The following is a 17231-nucleotide window of genomic DNA, read 5'->3' on the forward strand; positions in this document are numbered from 1 at the left end:
GGCAAATTTAGACAGGGCCAATGTCTCCCAGGAAAAGAAGAATCATTTTGAGGGTTTGGGACGGTTTTTCAGAGCCCGGTTTTACATTACAAAAGTAAAGCGGTATTCGGATGTTCCCTGGATAGACCAGGTGGTAGGAACAGGAGATGAAGAAATATTAATGGCGCCCAGGGATTCACGCGAAATGGTAGTTGGTAAAATTATTGAAGACCTTGAATTTGCCGCGAACAATATAGATGTTTCTGCTCCTGAAGGCGCTGTTAACCGGTGGCTGGCCAAAGCCGAGTTTGCGCGGTTTCTTTTATATGAAGGAACATACAGAAAGTACCATTCCGAACTGAGCCTTGAATCTTCTGCAACGGCTTTATTACAAAAAGCGGCTGACATCGCAAAAGACATCATGGATAACGGCCCTTTTAATCTTCATACCACCGGAAACCCCGGCGAAGATTATGCGACCCTTTTTTACAGTGCCAACCTGGCATCCAATCCTGAGGTTATTTTTGCCAGGAGATATCAGGCCAATCTTTTAAACGGGGATAACGGAGACGGCATGTTCGGTAACTATGAAACATCTCCTTCCAAAAATCTGGTGCAGGCCTACCTTATGAAGGATGGAACATATTACAGCAGCCAGCCCAATTACCAGCAAAAGGAATTTGTGGACGAATTTAAAGACCGCGATCCGCGGCTGTACCAAACCTATGCTTACCCGGGCTGGGAGCTGATCCGTACAACCACCTATGCGCAGGGTGGAGGGATCTATGTGCAGCAATTACAGAAGAATTTTTCAGGGTACCACCAGATAAAGGGGTATTATAATTCTACTGACCAGGATGAAAGGAATGATATAGATGTGCCTTTATACCGCTATGCAGAGACATTGCTGATTTATGCGGAAGCTAAAGCTGAGCTGGGAACGCTCACACAGGGAGATCTGGATATAACCATCAACCTCCTGAGAGATCGTGCAGACATGCCACATCTTACGATGAGCCCGGATATAGATCCCGTAGAAGAGGCTAAATTTCCTAATGTAACAGGAGTTATGCGTGGAGAGATATTTGAAATCCGGAGAGAAAGAAGGGTTGAGCTGGCATTTGAAGGATTTCGTTATGATGACCTGATGCGGTGGGAAGCAGGCAAATTCTTTGAAAACGAACCGGTAGGTCTCTATTTCGGATCGCTGGGGAACCATGATCTGAACGGCGATGGCATACCCGACATAAAGCTTATACCTTATTCCGAAAGCATACCCAACGACAGGGAAGAAAACAGCCTTGGGAAACAATTGGTGTATTACAGGGTGGGAAGTTTTGGACAAACCGATGCCTCCATTTTCCTGAGCGGATCAACATCCGGCTATGTTCAGATAATAGAGAATACGGGAACATTTGCTACTCCCAAATACTATTACCGGCCTGTACCGCAAATGCAGATGTCGCTCAATCCTAACCTGCAACAAATATTTGGCTGGGACTGATGATACTTCAAATACGGGTTCCGGGTCCCGGCTGTTGGGATCCGGAATTTTTTTACCTTTTTGTTACTGTTTTAGTCCGGCAACAGTGACTTTTAATGTTTAACCCGAATAATGATAATAGCGTTAAAAAACCGATGGTCCATCATAGCGGTTTCGGGAACGGCAGGTTTGTTTACATTGCAGTACCGGATAACGCCCGGCTGGCAAGAGTCGTGGCTGAGCATTATACCGGTACAATTCCTTTGCAGGTAAGTGAGCCATCCAAACAGTTGTATTGGCAGAGCAGGAAAAACAAAACAGGTATATTCTGCCTCTTACTGACGATGGAGACTTTGAAGTAAGGCTGAAAAAGGATTTTGCCACTTTCAATAAAATCATGAAGCAATACCCCGGAACCGGATGGTTGGCTGTGATGAAAGAAACCAAAACAGAGATAATTATCACTGTGAAAGGCAATGCAAAAGACAGGCGGCTGGTAGTCGGATAATAATAGGTTTACTGATCTGTGATCTCCTTAACCTGGCTGGGCTTCACATATCTCTTTCAGCTTGTTCAACGCTTTGGGATAAGTTTCACGGAAGTAATCAATCATCTGATCGTTTACATCTATATCTACGGTTACGGTAGTTGTGCCGCCATTGTTCTCAAAGCTGTAGTTTTCAAACCCCTGCCATTCTTCCGCTGCCGGTCCGCTGGTTATTTCATTGTCTCCGTCCAGTATACCTTTGTATTCTATCGAAACAAACCGGTTAGGAGTATTTTCCCTGATAAACCCTACCATTCCTTCGCGTTTGCCCTCTTTGTTTGTTCCCACAAAAAGGATCTTTGAGCCTTTTTCCCAGCTTCCTTCTACATTACCACTTTCAAAATCAGAAGAAGGATTGAAAACAGCCGTCCATTGCTTATATGTTTCTTTCCCGATCATGGTTTTATACACTTTTGCTGCAGGCGCATTGATATCGCTTTTGAATTGTAATTTTTTCATCTCCCTTTATTTTATATTGATAATGATTAAGACAATACAAAATTAGTGCTACACCTTTTGGCAGAGCTGGGTATATTGTGTCAATATACAGGTGTAGTTGCGACAATGAATCGGATTTCCAGCAACTTTCTTAATCTTTTTTGAGTCTTGCCAGGGCTTCATATAATGTCATTGTTATAGGCTATGAGACGCTGCGTTGAGCGAATCATCCAGTATCTCCATAATACCTCATGCTATTTATATAGTATGCTAAAATTTTTCATTGGGTTTAAAAGTACCGGTAAAATCAATAAAGATATTACAACCGCTTATGTGATGAACGTTACTTAATTTCTAACAGGTGTTAGATAGAGCTTTTTGCTTGTTTCGTAACCACTCATTATAAGTATTGAATCGGTTAATTCATAAATCGTCTGGTAAATATTATTATCTGGTTCGTCTCTCGGATCCCAATATCTTATAGCATCATCAATATTTGAATGCCAATCCCAGTTTTCACGCCCGAAAGTGCTGTACAGGCCATCCCCCTTAAAGAATCTCCAGAAATAAAAACCGCTTGCGGAGAAAACGACTTTTGCTTCAATAATTTCTTTCTCGCTATACCTGTTGTGGTTATCATATATATCTATTCCTCCATCTTTTTTATTAAGCGACCATTCTCTACATAAAAGTTTGGAGGCTCCGGCAGGAATGGCTTTCGGGTCTTTTACAGCCAAAAATTTATCAATAACTTCCCCTGCAAATAAATCAAAAAAGAGAGAATCATCCTTAACCGTTACATTTAATAATGAATCATTTTCCCCCAAACCAATTGATCTATTATCGTTTACTTTAAACTCCCCTACTGTAGTATGATCCGGAGATAACATAGTGAGGATAAAAGTGCTGTCGGAAAGGAACTCCAAATATCCAAAAAGAAGATCGCCGTTTGTGGGTGCATCCGGATATCGTATATCCCATTTACCAATAATATCACCAATAACCAGAGAGGAGTGTTCTTCCGGCTCAGGCTCGTTAATTTCTTCTTTATTACAGGCAACCATAAACAAACAAATGATAAAACAAACCAAACGACTTTTCATAAAACGCCTTTCGGGATAAACGTAGTAAATCATCAGAAATTGCAAGAAGGCATACTCCTCCCCATCGTTAGTAATCCTGATAGTGGATCACTTCCATGTTTGCTTTGCTGATTGGTGACAGCCATAGCTGACCGGTAGCCGGGAACCCTATACATTCGCTCTCATATGGCACACAACACAAATTCATTTACATTTATGGTTTATTGATAACATTGCTATATTCAATATTAAATCATCAATTATGGCCGGAACACTCAGTAAAATCAGGCAGGCATACCAGCTATTTAAATCCATTGACCTGGAGCAGTTGGGCAAGATCTCAAAAAAGGTTGACCTGCAAAAGCTAATGGAAGGATTCTCAAAGCTTGATGATAACCAGTTGAAGGGCCTGCAAAAGCTGATGGAAAGCAATGGCAAACCTAAAAAAGCATTGCCCGGTATAAACGGCGATTTTTATGAGCTGTCGCTCCGCCTCAGCGAGGAAGACCGGGCCGTTCAATTACAGGTGAGGGAGTTTATGGAAAAAGAAATTGCCCCGATCGTGAACAAGTACTGGCTGCACGATGATTTTCCATTTGAAATTATTCCAAAATTTGCCGCGCTTAATTTGTGCGGCGTTACGTATAAAGGCTATGGCTGCCCGGGCAAATCTTTTTTAATGGAGGGCATTATCGCTATGGAAATGGCGCGGATTGACGCTTCCATTGCTACTTTTTTTGGCGTACAAAGCGGACTGGTTATGGGCTCTGTTTATCTGTGCGGATCGGAAGAACAAAAAACATACTGGCTCCCTTTGCTGCAACAGTTTAAAGCGATAGGCGCATTTGGCTTAACGGAACCTGAGGTTGGCTCCGGTGCGGCAGGGGGGTTAACTACTACGGCTAAGCGCACCGGAGACAAATGGATCTTAAACGGGCAAAAGAAATGGATAGGCAATGCTACTTTTGCCGATGTAACCATCATCTGGGCCAAAGATGTGGATGATAACCAGGTGAAAGGTTTTTTGGTTACCAAAGACGCTCCCGGCTTTAGCGTGGAAAAAATAAAAGGTAAGATGGCCTTGCGGATCGTTCAGAACGGACTGATCACGCTGAACAATTGCGAGGTAATGGAAAAAGACAGATTGCCGGGCGCTAACACGTTTAAAGACACCGCCGCCGTATTGCGCATGACAAGAGCCGGGGTAGCATGGATGGCTGTAGGCTGCGCAAGAGGAGCCTATGAAAATGCGCTGGATTATACCCGAAAAAGAAAACAATTCGGAAAGCCCATTGCTTCCTACCAGTTGATCCAAAACCATTTGGTTGAAATGCTGTCTAACCTCACGGCTATGCAGTCGCTGGTATACAGGTTATCGGAGCTGCAGGACCAGGGCCTGCTGAAAGATGAACATGCTTCACTTGCAAAAGTATTTTGCTCTTTGCGCACACGCGATATTGTGAGCAAAGCACGGGAAGTAATGGGGGGTAACGGTATCTTACTGGATTATAACGTAGCGCGTTTTGTGGCGGATGCAGAAGCCATTTACTCTTACGAAGGCACAAAAGAGATCAATTCACTGATCGTAGGCAGGGCTATTACGGGGTTCAGCGCGTTTGTGTAGTAGCTGTGGCTAAGCACCAAATTATACAAAAACTAAAAACCATAAACTCCGAAAACGGCGATAAGTCATGAGCTATCAGCAAAAAAGAAGCATCCTGTGATCAGCGGTTACCCGCTGAAAGCCGATAGCCAACACTCACAGCTGGTATTCCAACTGCCCGGTTACTTCTTTACCGGGACAGGATCCCCGGCAAAAAAATGTTTCAGAAAACCTTTTTGGATTTAACCGCTAAGGCACAGTTTTTGAAAGCACCTGTAGCACGCCCGGAGCAACAGCAACAGAACAGGCCGGGACGAAGATAATTATATATACACCGTCATTAACCAATTCATTTTCAATAAATTAAAATGGTGTATTCTGCTTTGTTGCACCTGAGTGCAGGAGGAATTTGAAGCGCGAAGGGAGAACACCCCTTTGGATCTTCCATCGGCAATCGGCCGGGTTTCCAACCCCGCTTTTTATTGCACCACATTACATCGTCATTAAAAAGGGATACAAACGCAGATAAATTTCAAAAGCCATTGGATATTTCCCGTACAAGCCATAAAGCTTTTCATCTGTTCTGTACAATGTAAACTGTGTGCCTCCGGCTAATTTTATTTTATTAATGTGCAACAAGTCGTAATTGATGCCGGCTGTAAAAGCATGCACCGGAAAAATGGCATCATGCCCGTAAATCGCTTCATCCAGCACCAGTTCTTCAACCGATTTTTGAACATATTCGTATCTGCCGTACAATGCCAGCCGATCATTGCGCCATGAGCCCTCTAACAAAAAAGCATTTTCCCCATCATGGTCTTTGCTTTTATTCATACCCCATACCGCTGTTGCGTTGATCCGTCTGTTGCCGGCCAGCGGTAAGCTGTATATAACTGAAGCCGTAGTTCTGTTAACATCTTTGTTCGCATGCAGGGGTTCGGGTTCTTTAATGAATGCATGCGAGACCTGTAATGCCCAGCGGTTTGCAGGATTATAAGACAGCCTGCCGCTCCAGCTGTCAAAACGGGGTTGATCAAAATCGTACCGGTATTCATCAGGTTCCCTGCCTGTAAAAGACGATCCTTCTATTTTAACTTTACCCAAGCGAATACCGGCGGTTGCAACTCCAAAAGTAATATGGGTGGCATCCGTCCAGTGATGGGAAAGCGGTGCATCCGGGTTGTACAATGCCGAAGGGCGATGCATAAAAGCAACAGGCCCCAACGCCGGCTCACCGGGATAACCCAGGTAAGCGAACACCTCCGTATGTTTTGAAAAAGCATAAGTATAACCCACCGACAGTTCCGAAAACAGGTCGTGCGGGTGCTGGCGGTCAACCAAAGGTTTCCCTTTGTAGCTCTCACCGCTTTGGAATAACAAAGGATAGCCAGACCCTCCTGCAATCAGTTCGTCAAGGGAAAGCATGGCACTGAAACGGAACAACCCTTTATCGCCGGTCTTTCTTTGTCCCATGAACATCAGCCAGTTCGGAGCATCAAACTTACTGTCCCCTCTTGAGCCTTTACCAGTGAAATCCTGGTTATTGTACCGTAAAAAAATATTACCATGCAGCATGTACATCCATTTTTTTGAATGATACATTACACCGTACATAGGCGCTGCATCCGGCAGCCAGCCGGTACCCGAGCCATTGCGGCTCATTGGCAGATGTAAAGAAAAAGCATGGCTCATATTGCTCATATCATGCCCCTGCATGTTGTGATGCCGATGCGGCGGTGTGGTATCATTTGTCGTTGTCATTTTCACGGAGTCTCCTCTTGCCGGCATATGATGCTCATGCTGTGCATATGCAGCAACGGATATCAGCAATACCGCTAAAAAAAGTAATTTTTTCATTGTAGTAGCTTTACCGGAATGTGTACCTGCTTGGAGGCGATTTGTGTTTCATGCAAAATTCAATCCATTATACAGCAGCCTTGTTACAGGATTATGGAAAGAATTTATACAATTCCGGGAACAATGGTAAAGAATGAGCACCTGAAGAAAAAAATCAACGTACGATCAGCTCGCTTTTCAGCACAATGTTTTCATAAGGCAACCTGCCTTCAGACGCTTTGGTATTAAGCAGCTTGAACAACAACTCTGTTGCCCTGCTGCCCTGCTCATATGGAAATTGTTCTACCGAAGCAATAGGAGGAAAATCAAGGTAACTGGTGATGGGCCAATTGGCATAGCTCACCACACTGATATCTTTATTGATCTTCAGTTTTTTACTTCTTACATACTGAATGGTATCCAGGGCCACATTATCATTAAAAGCAAGTATGGCAGTGGGCTTGTTTTTGAGTGCCAATAATTTTTCTATTGCCTGCTCTGTGCCTTCTCTGGAAAGATCAGTTGTTGCGATCAAAGATTCCTGCACGGGGATCTTTTTATTTTTATGAGCAGCACAGTATCCCTCCAATCTTTCATTTTTAATATTTAAAGATAAAGGTCCCTGTATATAGCCTACCTTTTGATGCCCTTTGCGAAACAAAAATTCCACTGCCTCAATGGTGCTGTAATACAAGCTGCACCATACCGAATGGATATTGGGTACATCGGGTACCCTGTCGAAAAAAACCACGGGTATATTGTATTTGTCCAATTGTTCAAAATGTTCAATGCTTTTGGTTTGTTTGGAGATTGATGCCAGCACTCCATCCACCCTGTGCTTACGCATGGTTTCAACGATCCGCTGTTCCCTCTGCAGCTCATCGTGCGATTGCCCGATCAGCACATTATAATTATTTTTAAAAGCTGTATCTTCTACCCCGCTTATTGCGGTTGAAAAGAATTCTTCGCGGAGATTGGGAAGAATAAGTCCGAGCGTAAATGTTTTTCCCTGCTTAAACTGGATGGCCGTTTGATTGGGCTCATAATTCATTTCCGCTGCCAGTTTTTGTACCTGCATTTTGGTACGCAGCCCTATGCTGGGATGATTGTGCAATGCCCTTGAAACGGTTGAAACAGAAATATTGAGCTTCTTTGCAATTTCTTTTATCGTAGGTACCTTCTTCTCCATAAGTAGAGCTAAGATAACAGCATATTCCCGGGTATCAAAACAAATGGGTGTGAGGTATGAGGTGTAAGGCCTAAGGTCTAAGACAAGAAACAAAAAATCTCAAATCCAAATATTAAAATCCGAAATTCGGGAAATACAACGATAAACAAAAAACCAAAAACCATAAACTTCCAAAATCCGGAGCGAAATTCATCGCTCACGTTGAACCTTGAACCTGAAACATGCACCCTGCACCCTGCACCCTGATACCTGAAACCTCATACCTGACCCCTCGCAATTCATGCAATCGTTTGCCCGCTTTCTTTTCCCTATATTACCTTAGCTTTAACCATGTCAAAATCTTCCGTCATGAAAAGAATGATACTGCTCGCGCCCTGTGTCATGCTATTTACAATACTCTTTGCGCAGGATCTGAGTTACAGCACCGAAGGCAATAATTATTTTTCCGAAGCTGTAATACCGGTTACCGGGACCGCTGGGGAATGGAAAACACTCCGGCAACCTGTTATGGTAAGCTTCGCCAGCAGCAACAGGCGTTATGACAAAGAAAAAGTACCACTTAAAAAAACTCAGGAGAACTGGAGCGCTACAGCATGGAAGGGAGAAAAAGTGCACACGCAACTGCTGGTATGGACAAACCAACCCATTACGGCAGTAACGTATACACTTAGCCCGCTGGTAAATGAAAAAAGTCAGTCCATCCCATCTCCAAATATCAACGCCGGGTTCGTTCGTTATGTAATAACAGACGAGTTTGCCGGGGGCTGCGGCTACCGTAAACCCGCAGATTTTGATTCATCGCTGGCAGCAGACGCCATAGACATTATTCAGGCGATCCCCGTTAAAGCCAACAATGTTCAACCCATATGGCTGAGCGTTAAAATCCCCCGGGAAGCGGCGGCCGGCAATTACAAGGGAAGCATCTCTGTAAAGGCAGACAAAACCTACACCTCACACTATACCATTAAAGTAATTGGACGCATATTGCCACCACCCGCTGAATGGACATTCGATCTTGACCTCTGGCAACATCCTGCCGCTATCGCCAGGGTACATGGTGTGCCATTGTGGAGCGATGAACATTTTGAGCTGATGAGACCTTATTACACATTATTGGCCGGCGCAGGACAAAAAAACATCACGGCAAGCATCATGGACGAGCCATGGGGACACCAGACCTATGATGATTTCCCGGGACTGATCAAATGGACAAAACATAAGGACGGATCGTGGACATACGATTACAGCCTGTTTGATCAATACATTTCCTTTGTGATGAGCTGTGGTATCAACAAACGTATCAATTGTTATACGATGGTGCCATGGGCTTTGTCGTTCCGTTATTTTGATGAAGCAGCCGGAAAGGACACCACGCTCAAAGCACCTATCGGCTCGGCGGAATATACCGCGCACTGGACAGGCATGCTGAAGGATTTTACCCAACATTTAAAAAACAAAGGCTGGTTTGATATTACCAGCATTGCCATGGATGAACGCCCCGTGAAAGACATGCAGGTAGTGATCGAACTGCTTAAAAGCATTGATGCCGGCTGGAAGATAGCGCTTGCGGGTAATTATCACCCCGAAATAGAAAAAGACATATTTGATTATTGCCTGGCGTCTAACCTGCAATTTGATGAAGCCCTACTTAAAGAACGCATAGCCGAAGGCAAGCCCAGCACTTATTACACCTGCTGCGTTGAGCCTTATCCCAACGGTTTTACCTTCTCTCCTCCTGCCGAACATGTGTGGATTGGCTGGTATGCCGCCGCTAAAGGTTTTACCGGCTACCTGCGTTGGGCCTACAACAGCTGGGTAGCAGACCCCCTCAGGGATTCGCGCTTCCGGAGCTGGCCTGCAGGCGATACTTATCAGGTGTACCCCGGACCGCGAACTTCTATCCGTTTTGAAAAGCTGGTTGAAGGCATCCAGGACTTTGAAAAGATAAAGCTGCTTCAAAAAGCTTTTACAGCAAAAGGCGATGCAGCCTCATTAAAGAAATTAGACAAAGTTTTGCAGCAATTCGCCATTGAAAAACTGAAAACGGTTCCTGCAGAAGAAATGATACAGCAGGCGAAGCAGTTATTGAATGAATAACCGCCGGATTACCCGTAACCCCGATAAAAACGCGGCAGACCTGTTAACAGAAAAGGAAATAGCCTTATCTTTCATCTGTATTCAATATTCATATTCTTAAATATCACCGGAGGAGGTATATGCGTTATTCATTGTTATTTCTTTTTGCCGTTGCGGCAACATTTTCGGGCATTACGGGCTTCGCCCAAAAAACCGGTTCTTATTACAATGAACCCTACCGCCCCCAATTTCATTTCACGGCAGAAAAAAACTGGCTGAACGACCCGAACGGGCTGGTATATTATAAAGGTGAATACCACCTTTTTTACCAGCACAATCCCTATGGCAAGGGCTGGGGTAATATGCACTGGGGACATGCCGTAAGCAGCGACCTGCTGCACTGGAAACACCGGCCATTGGCCATTTATCCCTTAGAAGGTACGCCCGGTAACTATAAATGCCCGGCGTTTTCGGGAAGCGCAGTGGTAGACTGGAACAATACTGCAGGATTGCAAAAAGGCAATGAAAAAACGATCGTTCTTATCTACACCGCAATGCATTGCGGCCAGCGGCTCGTATACAGCAACGATGCCGGCAAAACCTGGCAGGCCTATCCCAACCCGGTGATACCGGTTATGAACAACGGAACGATGGATGAACGCGACCCTAAGGTTTTCTGGTATGAGCCCGCCCAAAAATGGGTGATGGTTTTGTACATTGGGCCCGATAAAGACCAGCAGGAAAGAGGCATTGCCATATACAATTCTGCCAACTTGCTGCAATGGGAACAAAAAAGCTTCATTAAGGGAATGTATGAATGCCCCGACCTGTTCGAATTAGCCGTTGACGGTAACCCTGCAGAAAAAAAATGGGTACTGCATGGCGCAGACGGCGGCTATTTTGTTGGCAGCTTTGATGGCAGCACCTTTACACCCGAAACGGAAAAGATAAAGATGGACCTGGGCAATAACTTTTACGCCGCGCAATCGTATAGCGATATTCCCGCGGCAGACGGGAGGCGTATACAAATAGGATGGATGAACGGTGGCACTTATCCCGACGCTCCGTTCAACCAGCAGATGGCTTTCCCCTGCGTGCTTACTTTAAAAAGATTTCCCGAAGGACTGCGTGTTTGCAGGAATCCCGTTGCGGAAATAGGAAATATTTACGGTGAAAAATTTGTTATCAAAAACCGGATGGTGCAGCCCGGCTCCAACATATTATCTGCCGTTAAAGGGGATGCCCTGGATATACATGCCGTAATAGAACCGGGCACCGCAGGATCATTTGGCTTTGCTATCCGTAAAGGCAGCTACGAAACAAGCGGCACTCCTGTGCGTTATGATGCGGTAAACAAGAAGCTGAGCGTTCTGGGAAAGACCGTTGATCTTGAACCCCTGAACGGGAAGATAGAATTGCGTATACTGGCAGACAGGGCTTCATTAGAAGTGTTTGTCAATGGCGGCAAAATATCGCTATCAAGCTGCTTTATCCCTGTGTACACTTTCAATGGACTGGAATTTTTCTGCGAAGGCGGGAATGTGAAAGTGGAAAACATGGAAATCCATAGGCTCAGATCTGCCTGGCAGAAATAATAATCATCAATATTTACCTGAATACCCAAACATGAAAAGGATCTTTTTAATTGCCTCAATGTTCGCCTCTTTTGGCATGTCGTGTAATACAACGCCACAGCATGAAAAAGCCCCGGAAGCCATTGGCCCGGTCCCTAATGCTCAACAGCTTGCCTGGCATGATCTTGAATTTTACTGGTTCATCCATTTCGGCCCCAATACTTTCACCGATAAAGAATGGGGACAAGGCGATGAACCTGCCGATGTATTTAATCCCACTGCGCTTGATTGCAACCAATGGGCCTCCATCGCCAAACAATCCGGCGCCAAAGGTATTATTCTTACCGCCAAGCATCACGACGGTTTTTGCCTGTGGCCGAGCGAATATTCAAAACATACCGTACGGGAAAGCAAATGGGAGAACGGGAAGGGTGATGTGGTAAAGGCCTTATCTGAAGCCTGTAAAGCCAACGGGTTGCTGTTTGGCATTTATCTTTCGCCATGGGACCGCAACCACCCGCAATATGGTACGCCCGAATACAATGATGTATATGTAAATACAATGACGGAAGTAACAACCCAGTATGGTCCGTTGTTTGAGTTTTGGTGGGATGGTGCCAACGGAGAAGGCCCCAACGGCAAAAAGCAGGTATACGATTTTAACCGTTTTGAAAAAGAGATCAAAAAACTGGCGCCTGATGCAGTGGTGTTCAGTGATATCGGCCCCGACATCCGGTGGGTAGGCAATGAAAGAGGTATTGCCGGTAAAACCAACTGGAACCTGCTGGATACAGCCGGGTTTACAAGAGGTGCAGGCGCTCCGCCACAGGATACATTAAACCAGGGCAATGTAAATGGCAAAAACTGGATCCCCGCAGAATGTGATGTGAGCATCCGGCCGGGATGGTTTTATCATGCCAAAGAAGATGATAAAGTAAAAACGCCTGAGCAGTTGTTTGATCTGTACCTGAAATCGGTTGGACGCGGCTCATCCTTTTTATTGAATGTTCCGCCCGACAGAAGAGGGCTCATACATCCCAACGATTCCGCCGCTCTGGCAGGATTTAAAAAATACCGCGACGAAAGCTTCGACGACAATCTTTTTAAAAATATAGGTGTCCGTTACACAAATCCGGCCGGCGAGCTTGTTACAATCCACTTCGATAATGGTTTTAATAAGGATTATATAATTACCGGTGGTGATAAGAACATCATTACCATTGATCCGGGCAGGGAAGAAACGATCAATTGTATTTTGCTGAAAGAATACATTGCTTTGGGTCAAAGCATTAAGCAGTTCAAATGCCTGTTGAAGAAGGAAGGTGAAACCGTTAAAACCATTAACGGCACAACCATCGGTCATAAACGCTTACTTACTTTTGATGCTACAGCCGTAACCTCTGTTGATATTGTAATTGAGGATACCAAAGGAAATGCATTGATAAGTGGTATTGCCGCTTACCGGATACCGGACCAGTTGGTGGAGAAATGAAGGTGAGAGGTGAGAAAGTTGCAGGTTGCAGGGCTCATGTTACAAGGAAATACTCCTGCAACAGGACTGAATTTCCCGGAAGATGATCAGCCCGGTTTTCCTGACTTTGCCTGTTTCGCTTTGACCCGCTTCGCATCCCGGAGGTTAACATTGTGACAAGATTGGCAAGACGTCTGCCTGTTCTGTACATATTTACCTTATCTTCATACGATTAGCGTGAACAAAAACACAATTCAAATTAATGTCCAAAGTATTATTCAACAACAAAAATGCCGTCTTCTTTTCGTCGCTTAAAGCATCAGTAGATGATTATTTTATACAAAGAAATGTAAGAAAAACAGGCAACTGGCTGCTGTATACTAAAACACTCACCCTTATACCTGCAGCCGTTGCTATATATATCGTTCTTCTATTTGTTTCCATGCCGGTAGCGCTCACTATTGTTATGGGAGGGTCATTAGGATTTTTAATGGCCTGCATAGGATTTAATGTAATGCATGATGCCAATCATGGAAGCTATTCCAGCAAAAAATGGGTAAACAATACACTGGGACTTTCCATAAATGCTCTTGGCGGTAATAATTTCATATGGAAACAAAAGCATAATATTATCCATCACACTTATACCAATGTGGATGGCGTTGATGATGATATTGCCAAAAGCCCTTTTATACGCATGTGCAGAACACAGGTATGGAAGCCCATGCACAAGATCCAGCATCTCTACACGCCATTCTTATACGCAGTAAGCTCATTGTTATGGATACTTTTCCAGGATTTTGAAAAATATTTTAAACGGCGGGTAAACACAACGGTACTAAGCAAAATGTCGGGCAATGATCACTTTGTTTTTTGGTTCAGTAAAGCCATGTATGTAGTGTTTTATATTGTTCTACCGGTTCTTTTGATGGGCTGGCAGGGCTGGCTGGTATTTTTCCTGAGCATGCATATTGGGCTTGGTTTTGTGCTGGCTATCGTATTCCAGCTGGCGCATGTGGTAGAAGAAACGGAATTTGAAGCGACAGGTCTTGATGAAACCAAAATGATAGAAAATGAATGGGCGGTACACCAGGTAAAAACCACGGCAAATTTTTCACCCGGCAATAAAATCATTTCATGGTTTGCGGGAGGATTAAATTACCAGATTGAACATCACCTGTTTCCCCGCATCAGTCACGTGCATTACCCCGCTTTAAGTAAAATCGTTGAAGAAAAATGCAGAGTTTTCAATTTGCCCTATAATAGTATTCCTACCATCGGGCAGGCCGTATATTCTCATTTCCGCTTTATTAAAGAACTGGGGCAAAAAAAATAGCAATGCTTTCAACGCTATAAATACGCATCAAAAACGATTGTTGTTTTTTACGAAACGCATCAAACGCGTATCCTGCATCATAATAGTGAAGGTGCATTCCCCGTATTCCGGCTATTTTTCCAGGGCGTTTTTTATTACCGGCAGGTTCACCCGCTATAAAAAATTACCCTAAAGCTTAAGTAATCTAACAATTTACCATTCGGGTACATAAAATCATTAATTTCCGGGATGAATAAAATAGTTCCCTGCATTGGCTTGCTGCTGCCTGTATTGCTTTTGGCGCAGCCGGCACCGCCACACGATCTGCATTTCAAACAGCTTGCTACCGTTTGGGACGAAGCCATCCCGTTAGGTAATGCAACCGTTGGCGCTTTAATATGGCAGAAAGAGAACCATCTGCGCTTTTCATTAGACCGCTCTGATATATGGGACCTGCGTCCGCTGAAAGGTTTGCACAGAAAGGAGTTCAGCTACCAGTGGATAGAAGCGCAGGTAAACAAAAAAGATTACAAGCCGGTTCAGGAATATTTTGATGCCCCTTACGACAGAGAGCCTGCTCCTTCTAAAATACCTGCAGGTGCACTGGAGTTCAATATACCCGCTGATGCCAAAATAAAATCTGTACGGTTGATACTGGCGAACGCATTATGCGAAGTGCAATGGGAAAATGGGATGCTGTTAAAAACATTTGTGCATGCCACAGAGCCTGTTGGATGGTTCAGGTTTGAAAATTTTTCAGGTGATTTTATACCGCAGCTCATCGCACCACCCTACCAGTCGGAGATAAAAGAAGGCGGGGAAGTAAATTCTTTGGTGGGTGACGACCTTGCAAGGTTGGGATACAAGCAAGGCAAAATACAACAACAGGGTAACAGCATTACTTACAAACAGGAAGGATGGGGCGGCTTTACCTATGAAATAAGCGTGCAATGGAAAAAAATAAATTCCGCTGCTATTGAAGGCGTGTGGAGCGTATCGGCACAATATCCCGGCAAAAAAATAAACCCTGCAGCATCGGTTGTGGTTAACAATACCATACAAAAAGGAATGACGCAGGAATACGCAAGCCACCTCAACTGGTGGAAAAACTTTTGGAGCAAGTCTGCCATTCATGTACCCGACAGCCTGCTGGAAAAGCAATGGTATCTTGAGCAATACAAATTCGGCTCCGCGGCAAGAAGGGGAGCGCCGCCTGTTTCCTTACAGGCAGTGTGGACAGCGGATAACGGAAGGATACCACCGTGGAAAGGAGATTTTCATCACGATCTCAATACACAATTGAGCTACTGGCCCGCTTACAGCAGCAATCACCTGGAGGAAGCATTAGGGTATTTAGACCATCTTGATGAAAACAAGGCTAACTATAAGCGCTACACGAAATTATTTTTCGGCAAGGAGGGGTTAGCTGTCCCCGGGGTAACTACCTTAGACGGAACAGAGATGGGCGGCTGGACACAGTATTCGCTTTCACCAACCGTATCTTCCTGGCTGGGGCACCATTATTACCTGCAATGGAAGTATAGTGCGGATAAGTTATTTCTCAAAAACCGCGCATACCCCTGGCTGAAAGAAACCTGCACATTTCTGGAAAATATAACAGTTAAAGATAAAAAAGGGTTAAGAAAGCTGCCGCTCAGCTCCAGCCCCGAAATAAACGATAACCGCATAGATGCATGGTTTCATCAAAATACCAACTACGATCTCGCCCTGATGAAATTCAGCTTTACTGCCGCAGCAGAGATGGCACGCGCTTTAAAACTGGCAGGGGAAGCTACCCGCTGGGAAAAAATACTCTCTGAATTCGGAGCGTATTCCATTACCGCCAATGATGAGCTGATGTTTGCTCCTTCCCTGCCCTACAACCAGTCGCACCGGCATTTTTCGCATCTTATGGCCATTCATCCTTTAGGCTTAATTAAATGGGAGGATGGCGAAAAAGCACGATCTGTTATTAAAAATACCATAGCACTGCTTGAAAAGACAGGACCGGATTACTGGTGCGGATACTCGTATTCGTGGCTGGGTAATATCATGGCAAGAGCCAAAGACGGGGAAGGCGCTGCAAAAGCATTACAAATCTTCGCTAAAGCATTTTGTCTTCCCAACAGCTTTCATGTTAACGGAGATCAGACAAAATCCGGTTATTCCAAATTTACTTATCGTCCGTTTACACTGGAAGGAAATTTTGCTTTTGCCTCAGGGCTGCAGGAAATGTTATTGCAGAGTTATGCGGGCTTTATAGAAATTATGCCTGCCATTCCGGAAGACTGGGAAGATGTTTCTTTTCAACAATTAAGGGCCGAAGGTGCTTTTCTGATAAATGCAAAAAAAGAGAACGGAAAAGTAAGGGAAGTAAAAATTGTTGCCGAAAAAGGGGGAAAGACCAGGCTGAAGCTTCCTTTCGAACAATGGAAGATTGCATCGGTTAAAGGTATAACAACAGGCAGGGCGGTCAAAGGATATATTGAACTGACCTGCAAAAGAGATGGAGTGATTGTTTTGAAAAATAATGCAGAATAGGTATAAGTGCCAAGAACCAAATAACAAGAACCAAATAACAAGATGTGCATGCCTAAAATAGGTTGACAAAAAACAGTCACTTATTATGAGGCAAAGT

12 protein-coding genes are annotated in these 17231 nt (G+C 44.4%); 8 read left to right on the forward strand and 4 right to left on the reverse strand.

The genetic code is table 11. The annotated features are described in order from the left end of the window. The coding region (locus tag PLH26_RS11675; protein ID WP_324586198.1) for a RagB/SusD family nutrient uptake outer membrane protein at window positions 1-1483 on the forward strand (1483 nt) is incomplete at its 5' end. A 274-nt stretch (window positions 1484-1757) separates the two neighbouring features. After that, window positions 1758-1970, forward strand: a complete 213-nt coding sequence (locus tag PLH26_RS11680) for a hypothetical protein (protein ID WP_324586199.1) — start codon at window positions 1758-1760, stop codon at window positions 1968-1970. Between the two features lie 27 nt (window positions 1971-1997). Here the strand turns inward: PLH26_RS11680 and PLH26_RS11685 are convergent, their stop codons facing one another. After that, a complete protein-coding gene (locus PLH26_RS11685) occupies window positions 1998-2468 on the reverse strand; it encodes an SRPBCC family protein (RefSeq protein ID WP_324586200.1) in 471 nt (156 codons plus the stop codon). A gap of 326 nt (window positions 2469-2794) precedes the next feature. Continuing rightward, a complete protein-coding gene (locus PLH26_RS11690) occupies window positions 2795-3550 on the reverse strand; it encodes a hypothetical protein (protein ID WP_324586201.1) in 756 nt (251 codons plus the stop codon). Window positions 3551-3791: 241 nt separating this feature from the next. Between PLH26_RS11690 and PLH26_RS11695 the strand changes: the two genes are divergently transcribed. Beyond that, window positions 3792-5153, forward strand: coding sequence for an acyl-CoA dehydrogenase family protein (locus PLH26_RS11695; protein WP_324586202.1), 1362 nt, complete (start codon window positions 3792-3794; stop codon window positions 5151-5153). Window positions 5154-5624: 471 nt separating this feature from the next. On the opposite strand, the gene PLH26_RS11700 is transcribed toward PLH26_RS11695, so the two are convergent. Both PLH26_RS11700 and PLH26_RS11705 read right to left on the reverse strand, forming a co-directional pair. Next, window positions 5625-6989: a porin family protein gene (locus tag PLH26_RS11700; protein ID WP_324586203.1), complete on the reverse strand. Its 1365-nt coding sequence runs from the start codon at window positions 6987-6989 to the stop codon at window positions 5625-5627. 154 nt (window positions 6990-7143) lie between these two features. Further along, a complete protein-coding gene (locus PLH26_RS11705; protein ID WP_502876384.1) occupies window positions 7144-8157 on the reverse strand; it encodes a LacI family DNA-binding transcriptional regulator in 1014 nt (337 codons plus the stop codon). A 348-nt stretch (window positions 8158-8505) separates the two neighbouring features. Here PLH26_RS11705 and PLH26_RS11710 point away from each other — a divergent pair, with 348 nt between their 5' ends. From PLH26_RS11710 to PLH26_RS11730, 5 genes are all read left to right on the forward strand, one after another. Further along, the gene (locus PLH26_RS11710) at window positions 8506-10254 is read left to right on the forward strand and encodes a DUF4091 domain-containing protein (protein WP_324586205.1); all 1749 of its coding nucleotides are present in this window, start codon (window positions 8506-8508) and stop codon (window positions 10252-10254) included. A 119-nt stretch (window positions 10255-10373) separates the two neighbouring features. After that, the gene (locus PLH26_RS11715; RefSeq protein WP_324586206.1) at window positions 10374-11828 is read left to right on the forward strand and encodes a glycoside hydrolase family 32 protein; all 1455 of its coding nucleotides are present in this window, start codon (window positions 10374-10376) and stop codon (window positions 11826-11828) included. 31 nt (window positions 11829-11859) lie between these two features. Then, entirely contained in the window at window positions 11860-13299 is a 1440-nt protein-coding gene (locus PLH26_RS11720; protein ID WP_324586207.1) for an alpha-L-fucosidase, read from the forward strand. Between the two features lie 241 nt (window positions 13300-13540). Continuing rightward, window positions 13541-14614, forward strand: a complete 1074-nt coding sequence (locus tag PLH26_RS11725; protein WP_324586208.1) for a fatty acid desaturase family protein — start codon at window positions 13541-13543, stop codon at window positions 14612-14614. A gap of 228 nt (window positions 14615-14842) precedes the next feature. Next, entirely contained in the window at window positions 14843-17134 is a 2292-nt protein-coding gene (locus PLH26_RS11730) for a glycosyl hydrolase family 95 catalytic domain-containing protein (protein WP_324586209.1), read from the forward strand. Window positions 17135-17231 lie beyond the last annotated feature (97 nt).

The organism is Agriterribacter sp. (genome assembly GCF_035444585.1).
GTDB lineage: Bacteria > Bacteroidota > Bacteroidia > Chitinophagales > Chitinophagaceae > Agriterribacter.